Origin of the sequence: Burkholderia sp. BCC1644, assembly GCF_902833225.1 — a bacterium.
Taxonomy (GTDB): Bacteria; Pseudomonadota; Gammaproteobacteria; order Burkholderiales; family Burkholderiaceae; genus Burkholderia.
This window is the reverse complement of sequence record NZ_CADFEI010000010.1, coordinates 118,598-134,022: the sequence shown is the minus strand read 5'-3', so window position 1 is coordinate 134,022 and position 15,425 is coordinate 118,598. Positions and strand designations below refer to the sequence as shown.

Here is a 15,425-nt window from a genome sequence, read left to right as displayed (position 1 = left end):
CACACGTCGCGGGTGTCCCTTTCACGTTGCCTCAGAACCATGACGATTCACATTTCCGACGCCGTGCCCGCGGCCGACATTGCTCCAATGCTCAACCAGCTCCATCGCGTCGACGCGCTCGCCCTGGCGCGCACACTGCCGGATCAGTCCGTCGACCTGGTATTCACCGATCCCCCGTATGCGTCGGGTGGTCTGCACCTGTCCGCACGAACGCGCGCGCCGAGCCAGAAGTACATCAACAGCGACACGAAGGCGGTCTATACCGACTTCGAAGGCGACAACATGGATCAACGCGCCTGGGCGTTCTGGTGCCACGCCTGGCTGACCGAATGCCACCGTGCGATGAAACCCGGCGCGCTGCTCGTTTGCTTTATCGACTGGCGCCAGCTCGCGACGTTGACGGACGTGGTGCAGGCGGCCGGCCTGACGCTCCGCGGCATCGCCGTATGGGACAAGACGCCGGGCCGTACGCGGCCGCGTCGAGGTGGATTCGCGCAACAGGCCGAATTCATCGTATGGGCGAGCCGCGGGCCGATGAATGACAGCGATGTGTACCTACCCGGCGTGTTCCCGACGCGCCTGGCGCTGCCGAAGCAACACGTCACTGAAAAGCCGATCGAGCTGGCGCGCGATGTGGTGCGCCTGGTGCCCGATGGTGGGGTCGTGTGCGACCTGTTCGCCGGTTCCGGGACGTTTCTGGTCGCCGCACGCGAAGCCGGCCTGCAGTGGGTCGGATGTGAGACGAGCCAGGCGTATCACGCGATCGCGTCGACGCGCCTGGCTGCTGTGAACGATTCAGCGGTTGAGGTAGCGTAGCAGCCGGTCGCGCACGAGTTCGCGATCGGCCGGGCTGAAGCCGAGCACGACGCGAACCGGATACTGCGCGAGCGGGCCGCCCGGTTCGACGGGGGCCTTCTGGCCTTCCTGGTGAACGCGCACGATGCGCGATAGACGGTCGTCGAAGCCGATCGCAAGCCCCGTGTCGTCGACATCGATCCGCAGATAACGGGCGGTGCGCAGCTTGCGAAACATCGCCTGCCGCTTGATGCGGCCGACCTTGGTGCGCAAGTCCTTGCCGCCCTTCTTGATCTTGCGCGGCACGTACGCGCTGCCGTCCGGGTTCTGCTGCGCGGCGACGCGCGACTGTTGCGCGCGACGCATATCGCGCCCCAGCTCGCGAAACAGTCTCCGGCGAGCTGCCGGCGCCAGCTTCGCGAGCAGCCGGCCGGCCCACTTTTCAAGCGCACGCAGATCGTCGTCCATCACGCCACCCATTGCTCGGCCGCGTCGTCGACGTGTTCGACCGTGCGGCGGCCGCCTTCGTCCGTACCGACCACAACACTTTCCGTGAGCTTCAGTTTGATCGCGAGGTCGACGGCATCGTTCGCGAGGATGTCGGCGATGAACGTCATGCCGTCGCGGCGCTGGTCGGCATTGGTCACGAGGTCGGGCTGGTTCGCGCGCGCCCATTCGACGACCGCGATCATCACATCGTCGGCGCTGCCGATGAAGTCGCGGATGAGAATCTCGCACTCGTACCGGTATTCGAACGACGGCGTGCGTGTGCCGGTCGCGACGACGTGGCCGTCGTTGATGAAGACGACGAGCAGGTCGGGCGCAGCGGCGAGCTGCGGAAGCGCAGCGACGAGCGCGGCGCGCAGGCTGTTCGGTTTAATCATGGGCGGCCGCCTGCGGATTCGTCTGACTGCGCGCCTGGCACGCAGCAATCATGTCGACTTCGGCCGCGCAGCGCGCCCATGCTGCCCGCGCGACGGTCAGCGCATCGCTCAGATCACCGTTCGTCTGCGGATGCGTCGCGGGCAGGGTGCAGCGCGTCACCGCTGCGCACGCGTTGAGCGTAATCGTCGGCGCCGGCGAGGGCGGGGCTGCTGTGCAGGCGCACAACGTCGTCAGGCAGGCGAGCAGCAGCCCACGCGCGAACGGTTTCGTTCTCATCGATGAGTCTCCGGAGTTGCGATTGATACTCGGCGAGCGTCGCGTCGACCGCGCCGCGTGTGCGGTCGAGCTGCGCGCGCTGTTCGTCTTTCTCGCGGGCATCCGTGAGCAGCCGGCCGATGATCGCGTCACGCGCGCCTACGCCCTGTTTCGCCTCGCGGGCAGCATCCTGTGCCGTGGCGAGGCGTCCCTGCAGCGCGCGCACATACTGCGCGCCGGCGATCGCCGCGACGAGCGCCGCGAGCGCCAGCCAGAAGCGAAGGCCCGGCACGCTCACGCGGCCGCCTTCGCGCCGGCATAGCGTTCGTACGCCTGGGCGAGCTTCGCGTCGTAGAGGTTGCGGGCATAGTCCGGGCCGTTGTAGCCCTTCGCGAACGCAGCCCACTTCCGGTTCTTCAGGGCTGACAGCAGCGACGAGTCGGCCGCGACGAAGCGCACGAACCCGTCGAGCTGGTCGCCCTCGCTCGTCTCCATCCGCGCGACGAACTCGTCGATGCTCGCGTAGCCGAGGCGCTTCCAGTGGTAGCCCATCACCTGGAACGCGCCCCAGCTCGCCGATTCGTATGCCGATGCCGCGTGGATGCGGGCGGCGGTGTCGAGCCGCACGTATTCGGCGCCGCCGCCCTGATAGCCGCCCGGCTTCTGGTTGACGACGTTCGGAAACTGCGCGGCGTACCGGGCGGCATCGTCTGCGCCGATGCTGTCGACGAGCTGCCGGTACATGACGTGCCGCTCGAACAGGATCACGGGCCGTCCGTCCGCCAGAAAGCCCGAGCCGCGCGATTCCACTTCGTTGACGGCGCGCACGCACGCGGGGGACACGCCGAGCTTGTCCGCGGCGCGCGCGATGTCCGCTTCGGTCAGGTGTTTGCGGTCGCGCTGGCCGGCCGACAGCACGGCATACGTGTTCGGGCCGGCGATACCGTCGACGACGATCCCGGCGGCGGCCTGGAGCGCCTTCACGGCCTGCTCGGTCGCTTCGTCGTACAGGTGGGAAGCGTCGAGCGCGTAGCCGGCACGTACGAGACGTTGCTGCAGCAGGCCGACTTCGGCGCCGCGGTCGTTGAAGCGGAGAATATTCATGATTCGGTGCTCCGGAGAAGGCGCGCGACGTTCCCGCGCGCGAGGTAGACGAACAGGGCCAGCATCACGGCCTGCACGGCCTGGAAGAAGCCGACCGGCTTCGGGTGGATGAGCAGCTCGATTGCCGAGCCGCCGGAAATCGCGACGATCAACCAAGCCGTCCAGGCAACGTGAGAACGGTGCCGCGCGCCGTTCTTCCGGTAGGTCAGTACGCGCAGGATGACGGCGAGGTGCGCGGCGAGCGCGACCAGGGCAAACGACAGGTGCATGTCATTTCCCCCTGCGGATCAGCGCGCCGAAGTCGATGTCCTTCACGCGCTCCATCAGCGTCAGCGTGACCGTGATGACGAGCGCGGCGGCGAAGAACGCGGCGACGCCCGATGAGCGGACCGGCACAAGGTGGGTGATTTCCGGAGCGGCGAGATAGCCCATCACGAGCGAGATGAGCATGTACGCGGCGCGCCGGCCGATGCCGAGGTCTTTCGAGGTGACGACGACGAGCGCCGCGCCGGCGAACGCGCCGATCAGCGCGTCGCCGTCGATGCCCGGCGCGATGCCGGCCAGGCCGATCGCGGCGGCCAGCGCTGCGGCGGTAGTGGTGTTCGGTTCAGCCATTCAGACAATTCCAGGTCAGTCAAACAGTTGCAGGAGGGGCTTCGTCTGCTCGATCGTGTTCAGCTCGGGCATATCGACGACGGTTCCCATCGGCAGCACGACGCCCAGCTCGGCGAGGCCGGGATTGGCTTCCAGGACCGCTTCGACGGTGCCAGCCGTGCTGGCGTAGTGCCGCCAGCAAAGGGCGTCGAGCGTTTCACCCTGAAGCGTGGCGACCTTCATCAGATCAGCTCAACCGTCGAGCGCGCGACGCCCAGGATGTCGCTGATGGCCCACCGTGCGTTGCGGCGCGACTCGTCGGCGGTCACGGCCAGCTCGGCCGCCACCTGGCCTCCGCTCTTCGTCGAGTCGAAGCCGCGGTATTTCTCCGTCACATCCGCATGCGCCAGGTGATAGACGGCGCGCCGGTAGCGAAATACGTGCGCGGATTCACCGTCGACGCGCTCGGCCGGCACGTCGGCGAGCGACTCGGCGCCATCTGCCCGTTGCCGGGCGCGCCACGCGGCCAGCTCGTCGTTGACGGTCAGCATGGCGTCGCGCGCGGCGTGGCGCAGGCGCTCGCGCGTCACGGTGCCGTCCAGGCGCATCGCATCACGCAGCGCCGACAGGTCGATGTCCGGGAAGAAACCGTCGTTCGTCAGCGTGCCGTCGATCGGCGACGCCGCGACGGCAGGCGCAGCAGTGGCAACGAAACTGTTCATGGTCGATTCCGGGAGTGATGGCGGTGGACCGAAGGTCAGGGCCTGTGTCCGTCAGGCGTTGGGCCGTGCCTTCGATGCCGCCATGCCGGGGTGGGCTCTTTACGTGCCTTCGGCGCCGTCGCCCGGACGGCCCGTGGCTTCGATCAGCTTCGAGAGCCGATCGATGTCTTTTTTCACGCCGACGCGATCGTTCAACGACACCGCGCGGCGCAGATAGTCGAGGGCGCGCGGTGGGTCGGCTTCCTGTACGGCATAGCCGAGCGCCTTGCAGAGCTTCGCGCGCACCTGGTCGTGCATGTCCGCGTCGGCCGTCAGCGCGTCGACCAGCTCCAGGCTGGCGGCGTCGAACGTGCTGCGCTCCAGGAACGCGGCCAGCGCGGCATCGGCGAACTGCTCGGCGACGACGGAGGCGAGCGACCGTTCGAACTGGTCGGGCAGGGCGAGACCGTGCGTGAGCGCGTAGGCGGCAATCGCGAGCGCGCCGTCATAGTCGCCGGCGTCGATGCGCCAGACCATGACCGTCACGAGTACGTCGTCCTGGGCGCCGCGGCCGCCGTTCAACACGCCCGCCACATAGTCGGCGTACTCCGGCAGCAACTTCCGCTTCAGTTCGACCTTGCGGGCGACCGACTGCACGCCCTTCAGGGCGCGGCGGTCGGCCGCGAGCTTCGCGAGCATCAGCTCGTAGGGCGTCGCACCGGCCATCGTCTGACCGGGCGCCGTCGCGGCCGCCGCGCGGGCGGCCGACACACGCGCGAAGTGCGCGCGAGCGGGCGTGTTGATTGTCATGCCGCCACCAACTCGATGTTTTCCGCGACGCAGCCGCAACCGAAATCTTCGACGACGTACGCGTCGTTCGACGATTCGTAGTTCTCGATTTGGTCGCGCTTCGGGTTGTCGATCAGCGAGCGACGGCGTGCACCTTCCTGGAAGTAGATCGACAGGTTTTCCAGTTTCGTCACCATCATCGCGCGCTTCGGGAAGAACGGCACACGCACGGCCGGCAGGTTGCCGATGCGCTTCTGGCTGACGATCAGGTCGGCCGCGAGCTGCTCGGTCGGTGCCTGCGTCGTGTTGACGATCGGGAAATACTTGTCGTGCAGCAGCTCGCGGCCGCAGATCACAACGAGCCCCGTGTCTTCCTGGAACCACGGGTCGATCATCGACGACACGATGTCCATCACGAGCGCGTCGAGGTTCACGTAGTCGCCGCCCTTACCGACGAGCACCTTGCCTGCTTCCTTCGCACCTTCGTGCAGCACGCGATGCCCGGCGCGGTCGCGATACTGTTGCAGCCAACCGATGTTCACGTCCTGCAACAGTGGGTTCGCTGCTTTGTCCGTCGACAGTGCCGCCTTGACGCCGTTCCAGCCGATCATGATCCGGTCGAGCGCAGACTGGTTGAGGATCACATTGCGGATGCGTTGCTGGAAGTCGGGGAATTTCGCCCAGGCGTCGAGCTTGCGGTACGTAATGGCCGTGTCGTAGTCGGTTTTCTCGCAGCGGTAGCGGTTGCTGTCCAGCGCCGTCGGGTCGATCGGCTGGCGTTCAGCCTTCGTCGTGTCGGTGCGGCTCGCGATCGGACCGGATACCGACAGGCCGAGCTTTTCGCCTTCCAGCTCGGTCACGGGCAGGATATTGATGCTCTTCAGGAATGCGCTCGATTCCTGCATTTTGGTTTCGAGCGTTTGCTGGACGGACGGCTCGACGGCGAATTTCTGCGATACGTCGTCGGTGTCGTTCAGCTTGGCGATTTGCGCGGCGTACTTTCGATACGCCTGGCGCGTTTCCTTCTTCATGAGTTGGGTTCTCCGGGGTGTGAGCGTGGAAAGGATCAGCAGTCGGTCACGAGCTCGCCGGTCGAACCGGTCGACGGCTGGCGCCGCGGTGCGCCGTTATCGGTGGCCGACAGCTTCGCAGTCAGTGCTTCGACAGCGGCCATCGCCTCGTCGGCGCGCTTCTTCGCGGCGGTCGCATCGTCCTGCACGATGGTGAGGTCGACGCGCAGCGCGGCGACGTCGCGGCCCTGCTGACTGGCGAAGCCTGCGATTTCTTCGACTGCGTGGCGCACGTCGGCCTCACGTTGATCGTCCGTCGAGCGATTGCGCGCGAACATGCCTTTGACGATGGACAGCAGGTTCGTCGATTCGGGTTCGCCTTCGAACTCGATCGACGTTTCGCACGCGGCCGAGAACAGATTGTTCGAACGGCGCGCCGCGAATTGCAGCGCTTCCGTGCCGAGGCTCGCCGGGTCGTCGGTCGCGGCCAGGCCGACCAGATACGCTTCGCCGATGTCGGCGAAGTCGGGATTGACTTCGATCGACGTGAAAACCTTCTGGCGCTTCTTCGACAGCGCGACCAGCTCGTCGGTCGGATCGAGCTGCGCGTACAGCCCCATCTTGCCTTTCAGCGGGCCGTCTTCGATCTCGGATGCCTTCAGCGCGATCACATCGCCATACGCGCCGAACGGGTTGGTTGCCGAGAGCGGCGCCCATCCCTTCAGGTGCTCGATATTGAGACGCGCGCCGTACAGTTCGCGGTTGTAGTTCTTCGCCATCTGCGTGAGCCATTCGCGCTTGATCTCGCGACCGTCGACAGTCGCACCTTCGACCGCGACGCGGAAAAACTTCGTTTTGTTGGTTGCCATAGAGAGAGGTCGAACCGTGGGTCAGTGAATGTGATTCCCATGTTCGACCTTCACGCGCCACGGCTCAACGAGCGGCGTGTGTTGCTCGCATGGGTACGTAGTGCTCCGCGTGATCGCGCGCGCGCGTCGCCCTACGCTTGCCGCATGCTCGAAACGACAGATCCAATTCAACGCGAAGCGAACGTGCGACAGATCGCGCGTTCACTCTACTGGCAAGGCTGGCGCATCTCGTCGATCGCGCGGCATCTCGAACTGAAGCCCGCGACCGTGGCGTCGTGGTGCCGTCGTGACAAGTGGAAAGACGCGACGCCGATCGAGCGCATCGAGGCGGCGGCCGAAACGCGCCTGATGGTCCTGATTGCGAAGGACAAGAAAGACGGCGCGGACTACAAGGAAATCGACCTGCTCGGCCGACAGATCGAGCGGCTCGCGCGCGTGCAGAAATACGGGGAGACGGGGAAGGAAGGCGACCTGAACCCGAACATTGCCGCGCGCAATGCCGGGCCGAAGCGCAAGCCGCCGAAAAACGAAATCAGCGAGGAACAGGAAGAGCGGATCGTGAAGGCGTTCCGCGAATCGCTGTTCGACTACCAGAAGGTTTGGTATCGCAATGGCGATCAGCAGACGCGCAATATCTTGAAGTCACGGCAGATCGGCGCGACCTGGTATTTCGCACGCGAGGCGTTCGTCGACGCGCTCGATACTGGCCGCAACCAGATTTTTCTGTCGGCCAGCAAAGCACAGGCGCACGTCTTCAAACAGTACATCGTGCAGTTTGCGCGTGACGTGGCCGACGTGGAGCTGACGGGTGATCCGATCATTCTGCCGAACGGTGCGACGCTGTACTTCCTGGGGACGAACTCGCGCACCGCGCAGTCGTATCACGGCAATCTGTACTTCGACGAATATTTCTGGGTGCCGAAGTTCCGCGAGCTGAATACCGTGGCGTCCGGCATGGCGATGCACAAGCGGTGGCGGCTGACCTATTTCAGCACGCCGTCGAGTACGACTCATGAAGCCTACGCGTTCTGGAGCGGCGCCGATGCGAATCGTGGACGCGCTCCCGGCGATCGCATCCAGATCGACACGAGCCACGAAGCGCTCGTGCGCGGCATGCTGGGCGAGGACGAGCAGTGGCGTCAGATCGTTACCGTGCTCGATGCGATCGAGGGCGGCTGCGACTTGTTCGACCTGGAGAGACTTCGGCGCCGGTACAGCGCAGAGGCTTTCGCGAACCTGCTGATGTGCCAATTCATCGACGATTCGGTGTCGGTGTTCAAGCTGGCCGAGCTGCAGCGCTGCATGGTCGACTCGTGGGAGGAATGGGCTGACGATTTCTCCCCGCTGCTGCTGCGCCCGTTCGGCTATCGCGAGGTGTGGGTTGGCTACGATCCGGCGCTGACCGGCGATTCGGCCGGTCTCGTCGTCGTGGCGCCGCCGCGTGTCGAGGGTGGAACGTTCCGCGTGCTCGAACGTCACCAGTTCCGCGGCAACGACTTCGAGGAACAGGCCGCGGCGATCGAGCAGATCACGCAGCGCTACAACGTCGGCTATATCGCGATCGACACGACGGGCATGGGGCAGGGCGTCTATCAGCTCGTGCGGAAGTTCTACCCGGCGGCCGTTGCATTGAACTACTCACCCGAGGTCAAAACCCGCCTTGTGCTGAAGGGGCAATCCGTCATCCGCAACGGCCGCCTGCAATTCGACGCGGGATGGACCGACCTGGCCGCGGCGTTCATGGGAATCAAACAGACCATGACGGCGAGCGGCCGCCACGCAACGTACACCGCCGACCGCAATGAAGAGACGGGCCACGCCGACCTGGCATGGGCCTGCCTGCACGCGATCGACCGCGAGCCGCTCGCCGGCGGCGACATCAATTCTTCATCTTTCACGGAGTTCTATTCATGAGCAAGCGCCGATCGCGCGCGCCGCGCACGTTCGCGGCCACGCCGGATTCGGGCGCCGCCGGCGCCGCGCCGGCGCGCGCCGAGGTCTTCACCTTCGACGATCCCACGCCGGTCATGAATCGCGCCGAGATTCTCGACTATGTCGAATGCTGGTCGAACGGCGATTGGTTCGAGCCGCCCGTCAGCTTCGCCGGCCTGGCGAAATCGTTCCGCGCCAGCACGCACCACAGCTCCGCGCTGTACTTCAAGGCGAACGTGCTGGCGTCGACGTTCCGGCCTCACAGGTGGCTATCCCGGCATGCGTTCGAGCGATGGGCGCTCGACTTCTTAACGTTCGGCAACGGCTACCTGGAACGCCGCCGCAATCAGCTCGGCGACACGCTGCGGCTCGAACCGGCCCTGGCCAAATACACGCGGCGCAAGGCCGATTTCAGCGGCTTTGTGTACGTGAACGGCTGGCAGGACAAGCACGAGTTCGAGCCGGGCAGCGTGTTCCAGCTCATGCGACCGGACATCAACCAGGAGGTGTACGGCCTGCCCGAATATCTCAGCTCGCTTCACTCGGCCTGGCTGAACGAATCGTCGACGCTGTTCCGGCGGAAGTACTACGAAAACGGCAGCCATGCCGGCTTCATCCTCTACATGACCGACGCGGCGCAGAAACAGGAGGATGTCGACAACATGCGTACGGCGCTGAAGAACGCGAAGGGGCCGGGCAACTTCCGCAACGTGTTCATGTACGCGCCGGGCGGGAAGAAAGACGGTATCCAGCTCATCCCCGTGTCGGAGGTCGCGGCGAAGGACGAATTCTTCAACATCAAGAACGTGACGCGCGACGACCTACTTGCCGCGCATCGCGTGCCGCCGCAACTGCTCGGCATCGTGCCGAGCAACTCGGGCGGGTTCGGCACGCCGGACACCGCGGCGCGCGTGTTCGGCCGGAACGAAATCAAGCCGCTGCAGGCCCGCTTCGCCGAGCTGAACGACTGGCTCGGCGAAGAGGTCGTGTCGTTCGACGATTACGAGATTCCGCCAGCGCCGGCGACCGCGTAGCGCATCCAGCGATTCGAAGTCATGCGGCAGGGCCGCGCACCGGGCAGCCGGGCGCGGCCCTTTTTTGCGTCTGGCGCCGGCGCGCATAGAGGCGCTACAGCGGGTTGGCCGGCGCAGGGTGGCTCAGGGTCGGACGCCTTGCTGCGAAGGGCGCGTGGAGGCCGTCGTGCGGCCGTGGCGGGCGTCTGGCGGGATGGGGGAGGGGAGGCCGGCCCGCGCTGCGGCCGCCGCTGCGCGGTCCCCTCCCCGCCTGCGGGCTTTGCTTGGCCGGGTGGTTTTAGTGCACTAGGCCGAGAGGCTTCGCGGCCCCCGTGGCGCGAGGCTCCGGGCAATTTGCGATGCGCGGAAATCGTGCGTATTGCTGCGCGACGATGCGAATTTATGCACCTTAGTTCGGCAGCCTTAGTGCACCTCCAGCGGTTTCGCTCGCTTTCGTGCAAGATCGCATCAGAGCCGCAACTAGGCGCGATGTGTCACAGAACTGCAGGGCTGCATCGTCATGGACAAGGTTGAAAAGGCGAAACGGAGCGCGATCATGCGCGCGGTTGGGAGTAAGAATACTGGAATTGAGCTCCGGCTTCGCCGGGCCTTACACGCGTTAGGATACCGTTATCGCCTGCACGTGAAGCGCCTGCCGGGCTCGCCAGACTTGGTTTTTCCCAGTCGTCGGAAGATCGTCTTCGTGCACGGCTGCTTTTGGCACGGGCACGGCTGTCGGCTCGGGCGATTGCCGAAGTCAAACGTTGATTTTTGGTCTCAAAAGGTGGTCCGGAATCAGGCCCGCGACGCGTCTGCAATCCATCTCCTGGAGCAGTCGGGCTGGTCGGTCTTGGTAGTATGGCAATGCGAGTTTCGAGATTTCGACAGTCTTGTTGAGCGTGTTGTAGCGTTTTTGCTCGTTGGTAACACGATCTAAATATCGGTTGTCACGTAGTACCGGCCGGTGCTTGCGGGACGCCACGATCGACGAACACAAACGAATCGATTAAGATGCCACCCATCCAAATAGCGTGGCTTGATCGTGCATAAACCAAAAGTAATCGACTTGTTTGCAGGGGTTGGCGGGCTTAGCCTCGGGGCTGCTCGTGCCGGCTTTGAGGTGGCGGGGGCAGTCGAGCTGGACCGGATCGCGGTCACAACTCATGCGCTAAATTTCCCGAACTCGCGTCACATTGACGCTGATGTAGGGGCTCTCACTGGCTCCACGCTGCTGCAACAGTGCGATCTGCGCAGCGGTGAAGTGGCAGGACTGATTGGGGGGCCGCCATGCCAAGGATTTAGCGAAATTGGTAAGAAGAATGCAGCCGACCCCCGCAATCAACTGTTGGGGCATTTCTTCCGCCTTGTAAGCGAAATTCGACCGGCGTTCTTCATTGCCGAAAACGTGCCAGGTGTGCTGGCGGAGCGTAATTCCGACATTGTGCAGGCGGCGCTTGCCCGTGTTCCTAGACACTACGTCTTGTTGGATCCGACATTGCTCGTCGCAAGCACGTTCGGTGCTGCTACAACGAGGAAGCGCTGCTTCTTCGTGGGCTTCGATCCAATGCAAATGGACGATCTGAGTGGGGATATCTTTGTCCCGGGAGCAGAGGTAATTGCCACGACGGTCGGAGACGCGTTCGCGGGATTGCCGTCAGTTCGGGCTGACTGGGGTACGGAGCAGCAGTCGTGGCGACGGGTTGGACGGCTGCCCGACACATTTTTTCACCGGAGTGCTCAAGAGCGGGTCCCCGATAACGTCGGAGAGCCAACGGCGTTGGAGCGATATACGGTAAAGGGAGAGGTTTCAGGTTGTTTCGGCACGGTTCATGAAGAGGCGACCATCGAGCGATTTCGAAAACTCCGTCCAGGCGCGAAAGATCCGGTTTCGAGGGCGATGCGTCTAAGCCGCGATGGACTTTGTCCGACTCTTCGGGCCGGAACGGGCGCGGAACGCGGAAGCTTTCAGGCCGTACGTCCTATTCACTATGGGTCCCCACGCGTCATTACTCCTCGCGAGGCTGCACGAATTCAGGGCTTTCCTGACTGGTTTACGTTTCATCCGACGAAGTGGCATTCATTCCGCCAGATAGGGAACAGTGTAAGTCCCCTACTGGCGGAATCAGTGTTGGCGGCGATTAAGAGGAAATTGCGCTAACGCTATATCGCGAGTTCACTGAAGGTCGGATATGCTCGGTAAAGTTGGAAAAAATTATCGAGCAATTCTTGGTCAATTGAAAATCCGTACTTTGCCCTTACCAAAAGCTCTTTGGGGGCACTTATCGAAGGCATCATATTATCAAGGGCCATTTTCTCCTTTTGGGTAAGGGGAGGAACCTTGATCGTATATTGCGTCTCGCCAGTGAAGTAAGGGAAGCGAGAGAATACTCCGCTCGATTCGACGAGCTCGCGATATCCTTGTGTTTCATCCACGACGATCGCGCCAACCGTGACCATAGGCGCCCCATCCTTATAATAAAAATGAAAAATAGGAAGGAGGGATAAGCCGGCGGAGCGCACGCGGAGGTGGCTGCGAAGGGCGACGAAAATCGAGCGTCCGAGGATCTCCGGATACTGACTCGCTTTCACAGGTTGCATGTCCTGTGGGATATATTGGCCGAGCGTATACTCCATGGCCTCACGTCGAGTAAACTCCGATCCGTCTTCCTTTTTATTAGGAAGATCGCCGATGTGTGCCTTGGCGGTAATCATTATTATCGATCCGGCATTTATTTTCTCTCCGACGATGGTTAAGTCATCGAAGAGTGGCCCGGAGACTCCAGTGTCATAGTCCAACCAAATGATGGTTTTTTTCCCCCAATTTAGTGTTGGGAGTAGAGTCGATGTGTCGCCGGGCACAACTTGCACACAGTCGTACGGTTTATTGAAGATTGCGCGATCGGCGTAGTCAGAGTGTTCGAGCGAAATGAGGTCTTGGATGTGTAGGAGGCGGTGGGCCATTATCAAATCAACAAACCACATTGATCCCATGCCGATATATTGATAATCAATAAGCGATATCTTATGGCCGATGCATTGTAGCGCCTCAAACATCAGCTTCCGCTCAACGTTTTTATTAAGCCGTAGCGTATAGTTAACAGACTCAAATGAGGCCATCCGAGCCTCCGACTTCATTTTCCAGATAGTACTTAAACGTTTCCAAACCAACCTGTCTGTTGGTCATATTTTTGTTGCCGAGCGATTCAGCCACTCGAGCCACTTCTTTTTTGGGGCGTTGAAATGAAATGGTCGCCATTTGTACAGCATTTGGCGATTGAAACACTGGCAATTTCATTGCCGGCTGAGTCGTGAGGTTGCGAATGGGCGTAAGCGGCGCTGCAATTTCGGACTGTCGAGCTTTATCGAGGTCAGCCTTTCTCGCGGTTGTGTATGTAGTAAACGTGCGAGTTGCTTCTTTCATCTTTACGACGGCTCGGCGATAGATCGGTGTGGTGTCGTCGATCTGGCGCTTGGTTGTGGTCCACGGAAGCTTTCGAGGTGAACTTGAACTAAATTCGACGATACCCATAAAGCCATTATATTGCGGGTGCCATACCGCAAACCCTGAATCTCCCCAGACGGTCTTATCAGTCTTGTCGCCTGCTAGTACGACTCGGTCGTTACAGACGACGAACCAGCCCCAATACTCGGCATCCTTTACACCTAGTTCGGGATCTGAAACATCGTCAGGAATTGCCCCGGCGAGACCTGCTGTAATTCGCACCGTTACGTCGGTGTCGACGTTGTCAGAATATAAGAGAGAGATTGGGGCAATTTCGCTACTGTGACGTAGGCGGAAATCGTAGGCGGCGACAATCTTTCCATTAACAAATATTTCAAATCCATCTTGAATGATGAACGAGTAGTATTTGCCAATATCCCTCCGAAGTTTGTTTAAAAACATCTCATCGGAAAATTCAGAGGATGTGCCCTCTCTTAGGGATTTAATTTCGATTTCGGTTCCAACAAAATCCGCATCCCATTGATTGAGTGTGAAGTCCCAGTCGTCAGTAGCTGCCCAATCGTCTACTACGATGTGTGTTTGAAAGGCCTCGGCGGATTTCAATTCTGTGGCGGACTTGATTTTGATGTCCTTCCCCATTTTGAAAATAGCCCGTTTCATGCCGATGCCATATAGGCCGATGGATTGGCCTTCAGTTGGTGGGGCGTCTGATCGTCTTCCAAAGTGGAAGGCATAATTTACGGCGTCGTTCAAACTAATGCCGCCGCAATTGTCCGTAAGGATGAACTGGTCTTTGTTTATGATTATTTTGGCATGGAATCCGGCGTATCGCTTTTCGGGATCATTTGATGTTCCTCGTTTCGCGCCGTCTATGCTATTGTCGAGTAAATCAAAAATACACTCGTCTAGACCAATGTCGCGAGTGATCATATTGATAAAAAACTCTTTTGTCGGCTTCGCGTTTGCTGTCCAAGACACGCTTTTTCCCCCGATTTTCAGTATGCGTTCGCAGTGGTTCTACTTCCTGCCCTCTGAGCTCATGGTCTCGATGACGAGCTGTCCAGAAGTATATTTCACGATCTGCGAGCCGGCACAATCAGATGCAACGATGCGCACTTTCGCTGACGGTGGCGGTCGCGTTGGCATGTGACTGATATTCATTTGCATACATCAGGCGCGGTCGCGAGCGTCCAGCCTAAGGTCATCCGGCCATGTGTCGCGACGGTATGGTGGTCGGGATTAAGCGCCACGAACTGCGTCACCGTGCTTTGATCAAAGTACAGTGAAATTTCAGTGTGGACGAGCTTGGGTAGCCCTGATTGACCTTGATTAGCCTTGATTTTGTGAGTTGCGAGCTGCGCAAGGCTTTGATTTATAAGGGGTTGTGGTGCGCTGATAAAACTCCGAAGGCAGGGGTTGCTGGTTCGATCCCAGCCGGGCGCGCCAAAACATGCCTGTTCAGGCTTTCAGCGGTTTCTCCGCATCGTCGTTTTCCCGTTTGCAGTAACATCCCCGGCCGATTGACGGCATGGCGGTTGTCGATCGCGTGCGCATCCGGCCCGGCGAAACCATTCGCGGGTCCGGTTCGACGTGCTCGAGGCCGCCTGAAGACGCTGATCGAACCTATCGACCGTAACGAGGAGTCGCCGCATCGCATCGCGACCGGCAATCACCGGATGAGCAAATCACTTTCCGTTCAGATCATCAACGGGCCGGACGGGGCGCCGGCCTTCGTCGTGATTCCGTACGCCGACTATGTCGCGCAGCAGCGGGTCGCGCGCGACCCGGTCCCGCACGAGGTCGTGACGCGCGCCGTGTTCGACGGCAGCTCGCCGGCACGCGCGTGGCGCGAGTATCTCGGGCTGACGCGGGCCGAGGTCGCGCAGCGCATCGGCATCGGTCGGGCGGCTTATGCGAAACGGGAAAAGCGCGAGAAGCTGCGCAAGCCGATGCGCAGGAAGATCGCGGCCGCACTCGGCATCACGCTGGCGCAGCTCGATTTCTGACGGCCTGAC

20 protein-coding genes are annotated in these 15,425 nt (G+C 61.7%); 6 read left to right on the top strand and 14 right to left on the bottom strand.

The window, feature by feature from the left end; all coding sequences use genetic code 11:
• Positions 1–39 precede the first annotated feature (39 nt).
• Positions 40–816 (top strand): site-specific DNA-methyltransferase, encoded by a 777-nt coding sequence (locus HWX87_RS21080; RefSeq protein WP_176049013.1) that lies wholly within the window; start codon positions 40–42, stop codon positions 814–816.
• Here the strand turns inward: HWX87_RS21080 and HWX87_RS21075 are convergent.
• The 12 genes from HWX87_RS21075 to HWX87_RS21025 all read right to left on the bottom strand — a co-directional run bounded on the left by HWX87_RS21075 (position 796) and on the right by HWX87_RS21025 (position 7,002).
• Positions 796–1,263, bottom strand: coding sequence for a phage virion morphogenesis protein (locus HWX87_RS21075; protein WP_176049012.1), 468 nt, complete (start codon positions 1,261–1,263; stop codon positions 796–798). The genes HWX87_RS21080 and HWX87_RS21075 overlap by 21 nt on opposite strands.
• Positions 1,263–1,679 (bottom strand): phage tail protein, encoded by a 417-nt coding sequence (locus tag HWX87_RS21070; RefSeq protein WP_174525005.1) that lies wholly within the window; start codon positions 1,677–1,679, stop codon positions 1,263–1,265. The genes HWX87_RS21075 and HWX87_RS21070 overlap by 1 nt, the downstream gene beginning before the upstream one ends.
• A complete protein-coding gene (gene lysC / locus HWX87_RS38070) occupies positions 1,672–1,905 on the bottom strand; it encodes an Rz1-like lysis system protein LysC (RefSeq protein ID WP_244137724.1) in 234 nt (77 codons plus the stop codon). The genes HWX87_RS21070 and lysC overlap by 8 nt, the downstream gene beginning before the upstream one ends.
• A complete protein-coding gene (gene lysB, locus HWX87_RS21065) occupies positions 1,793–2,233 on the bottom strand; it encodes an Rz-like lysis system protein LysB (protein WP_176049010.1) in 441 nt (146 codons plus the stop codon). Before lysB ends, lysC begins: the two co-directional genes overlap by 113 nt.
• On the bottom strand, positions 2,230–3,039 hold the full coding sequence (locus tag HWX87_RS21060) for an N-acetylmuramidase family protein (RefSeq protein WP_176049009.1): 810 nt from the start codon (positions 3,037–3,039) through the stop codon (positions 2,230–2,232). Before HWX87_RS21060 ends, lysB begins: the two co-directional genes overlap by 4 nt.
• Positions 3,036–3,308 (bottom strand): phage holin family protein, encoded by a 273-nt coding sequence (locus HWX87_RS21055; protein WP_016038212.1) that lies wholly within the window; start codon positions 3,306–3,308, stop codon positions 3,036–3,038. Before HWX87_RS21055 ends, HWX87_RS21060 begins: the two co-directional genes overlap by 4 nt.
• A gap of 1 nt (position 3,309) precedes the next feature.
• Positions 3,310–3,654: a putative holin gene (locus HWX87_RS21050; protein WP_059541842.1), complete on the bottom strand. Its 345-nt coding sequence runs from the start codon at positions 3,652–3,654 to the stop codon at positions 3,310–3,312.
• Positions 3,655–3,669: 15 nt separating this feature from the next.
• Positions 3,670–3,876, bottom strand: coding sequence for a tail protein X (locus HWX87_RS21045; RefSeq protein WP_016038214.1), 207 nt, complete (start codon positions 3,874–3,876; stop codon positions 3,670–3,672).
• Positions 3,876–4,355 carry a head completion/stabilization protein gene (locus HWX87_RS21040; RefSeq protein WP_176049007.1) on the bottom strand — a complete coding sequence of 160 codons (480 nt, stop codon included), beginning with the start codon at positions 4,353–4,355 and terminating at the stop codon, positions 3,876–3,878. The genes HWX87_RS21045 and HWX87_RS21040 overlap by 1 nt, the downstream gene beginning before the upstream one ends.
• 99 nt (positions 4,356–4,454) lie before the next feature.
• On the bottom strand, positions 4,455–5,144 hold the full coding sequence (gene gpM / locus HWX87_RS21035) for a phage terminase small subunit (RefSeq protein WP_176049005.1): 690 nt from the start codon (positions 5,142–5,144) through the stop codon (positions 4,455–4,457).
• Positions 5,141–6,154, bottom strand: coding sequence for a phage major capsid protein, P2 family (locus HWX87_RS21030; RefSeq protein ID WP_016038217.1), 1,014 nt, complete (start codon positions 6,152–6,154; stop codon positions 5,141–5,143). Before HWX87_RS21030 ends, gpM begins: the two co-directional genes overlap by 4 nt.
• A 35-nt stretch (positions 6,155–6,189) precedes the next feature.
• Positions 6,190–7,002, bottom strand: coding sequence for a GPO family capsid scaffolding protein (locus HWX87_RS21025; RefSeq protein WP_176049003.1), 813 nt, complete (start codon positions 7,000–7,002; stop codon positions 6,190–6,192).
• 144 nt (positions 7,003–7,146) lie between these two features.
• On the opposite strand from HWX87_RS21025, the gene HWX87_RS21020 reads away from it, so the two are divergent.
• The 4 genes from HWX87_RS21020 to HWX87_RS21005 all read left to right on the top strand — a co-directional run bounded on the left by HWX87_RS21020 (position 7,147) and on the right by HWX87_RS21005 (position 12,105).
• Positions 7,147–8,916, top strand: a complete 1,770-nt coding sequence (locus HWX87_RS21020) for a terminase ATPase subunit family protein (RefSeq protein ID WP_176049248.1) — start codon at positions 7,147–7,149, stop codon at positions 8,914–8,916.
• Positions 8,913–9,968, top strand: coding sequence for a phage portal protein (locus HWX87_RS21015; RefSeq protein ID WP_176049001.1), 1,056 nt, complete (start codon positions 8,913–8,915; stop codon positions 9,966–9,968). Before HWX87_RS21020 ends, HWX87_RS21015 begins: the two co-directional genes overlap by 4 nt.
• A 499-nt stretch (positions 9,969–10,467) precedes the next feature.
• A complete protein-coding gene (locus HWX87_RS21010) occupies positions 10,468–10,884 on the top strand; it encodes a very short patch repair endonuclease (protein WP_176048999.1) in 417 nt (138 codons plus the stop codon).
• 105 nt (positions 10,885–10,989) lie between these two features.
• Entirely contained in the window at positions 10,990–12,105 is a 1,116-nt protein-coding gene (locus HWX87_RS21005) for a DNA cytosine methyltransferase (RefSeq protein ID WP_176048997.1), read from the top strand.
• A 2-nt stretch (positions 12,106–12,107) separates the two neighbouring features.
• Here HWX87_RS21005 and HWX87_RS21000 read toward each other — a convergent pair whose 3' ends face one another.
• Positions 12,108–13,064 carry an O-methyltransferase gene (locus tag HWX87_RS21000; protein ID WP_176048996.1) on the bottom strand — a complete coding sequence of 319 codons (957 nt, stop codon included), beginning with the start codon at positions 13,062–13,064 and terminating at the stop codon, positions 12,108–12,110.
• The gene (locus HWX87_RS20995; RefSeq protein WP_176048994.1) at positions 13,051–14,388 is read right to left on the bottom strand and encodes an ATP-binding protein; all 1,338 of its coding nucleotides are present in this window, start codon (positions 14,386–14,388) and stop codon (positions 13,051–13,053) included. The genes HWX87_RS21000 and HWX87_RS20995 overlap by 14 nt, the downstream gene beginning before the upstream one ends.
• Positions 14,389–15,086: 698 nt before the next feature.
• On the opposite strand from HWX87_RS20995, the gene HWX87_RS20990 reads away from it, so the two are divergent.
• Positions 15,087–15,416 carry a helix-turn-helix transcriptional regulator gene (locus tag HWX87_RS20990; protein WP_176049247.1) on the top strand — a complete coding sequence of 110 codons (330 nt, stop codon included), beginning with the start codon at positions 15,087–15,089 and terminating at the stop codon, positions 15,414–15,416.
• Positions 15,417–15,425 lie beyond the last annotated feature (9 nt).

Bases quoted from the DNA above. Each gene is read 5' to 3' on its own strand.
- HWX87_RS21080 (WP_176049013.1), top strand. From the start codon at position 40: ATGACGATTCACATTTCCGACGCCGTGCCCGCGGCCGACATTGCTCCA.
- HWX87_RS21075 (WP_176049012.1), bottom strand. From the start codon at position 1,263: ATGGACGACGATCTGCGTGCGCTTGAAAAGTGGGCCGGCCGGCTGCTC.
- HWX87_RS21070 (WP_174525005.1), bottom strand. From the start codon at position 1,679: ATGATTAAACCGAACAGCCTGCGCGCCGCGCTCGTCGCTGCGCTTCCG.
- HWX87_RS21060 (WP_176049009.1), bottom strand. From the start codon at position 3,039: ATGAATATTCTCCGCTTCAACGACCGCGGCGCCGAAGTCGGCCTGCTG.
- HWX87_RS21055 (WP_016038212.1), bottom strand. From the start codon at position 3,308: ATGCACCTGTCGTTTGCCCTGGTCGCGCTCGCCGCGCACCTCGCCGTC.
- HWX87_RS21050 (WP_059541842.1), bottom strand. From the start codon at position 3,654: ATGGCTGAACCGAACACCACTACCGCCGCAGCGCTGGCCGCCGCGATC.
- HWX87_RS21045 (WP_016038214.1), bottom strand. From the start codon at position 3,876: ATGAAGGTCGCCACGCTTCAGGGTGAAACGCTCGACGCCCTTTGCTGG.
- HWX87_RS21040 (WP_176049007.1), bottom strand. From the start codon at position 4,355: ATGAACAGTTTCGTTGCCACTGCTGCGCCTGCCGTCGCGGCGTCGCCG.
- gpM (WP_176049005.1), bottom strand. From the start codon at position 5,144: ATGACAATCAACACGCCCGCTCGCGCGCACTTCGCGCGTGTGTCGGCC.
- HWX87_RS21030 (WP_016038217.1), bottom strand. From the start codon at position 6,154: ATGAAGAAGGAAACGCGCCAGGCGTATCGAAAGTACGCCGCGCAAATC.
- HWX87_RS21025 (WP_176049003.1), bottom strand. From the start codon at position 7,002: ATGGCAACCAACAAAACGAAGTTTTTCCGCGTCGCGGTCGAAGGTGCG.
- HWX87_RS21020 (WP_176049248.1), top strand. From the start codon at position 7,147: ATGCTCGAAACGACAGATCCAATTCAACGCGAAGCGAACGTGCGACAG.
- HWX87_RS21015 (WP_176049001.1), top strand. From the start codon at position 8,913: ATGAGCAAGCGCCGATCGCGCGCGCCGCGCACGTTCGCGGCCACGCCG.
- HWX87_RS21010 (WP_176048999.1), top strand. From the start codon at position 10,468: ATGGACAAGGTTGAAAAGGCGAAACGGAGCGCGATCATGCGCGCGGTT.
- HWX87_RS21000 (WP_176048996.1), bottom strand. From the start codon at position 13,064: ATGGCCTCATTTGAGTCTGTTAACTATACGCTACGGCTTAATAAAAAC.
- HWX87_RS20990 (WP_176049247.1), top strand. From the start codon at position 15,087: ATGAGCAAATCACTTTCCGTTCAGATCATCAACGGGCCGGACGGGGCG.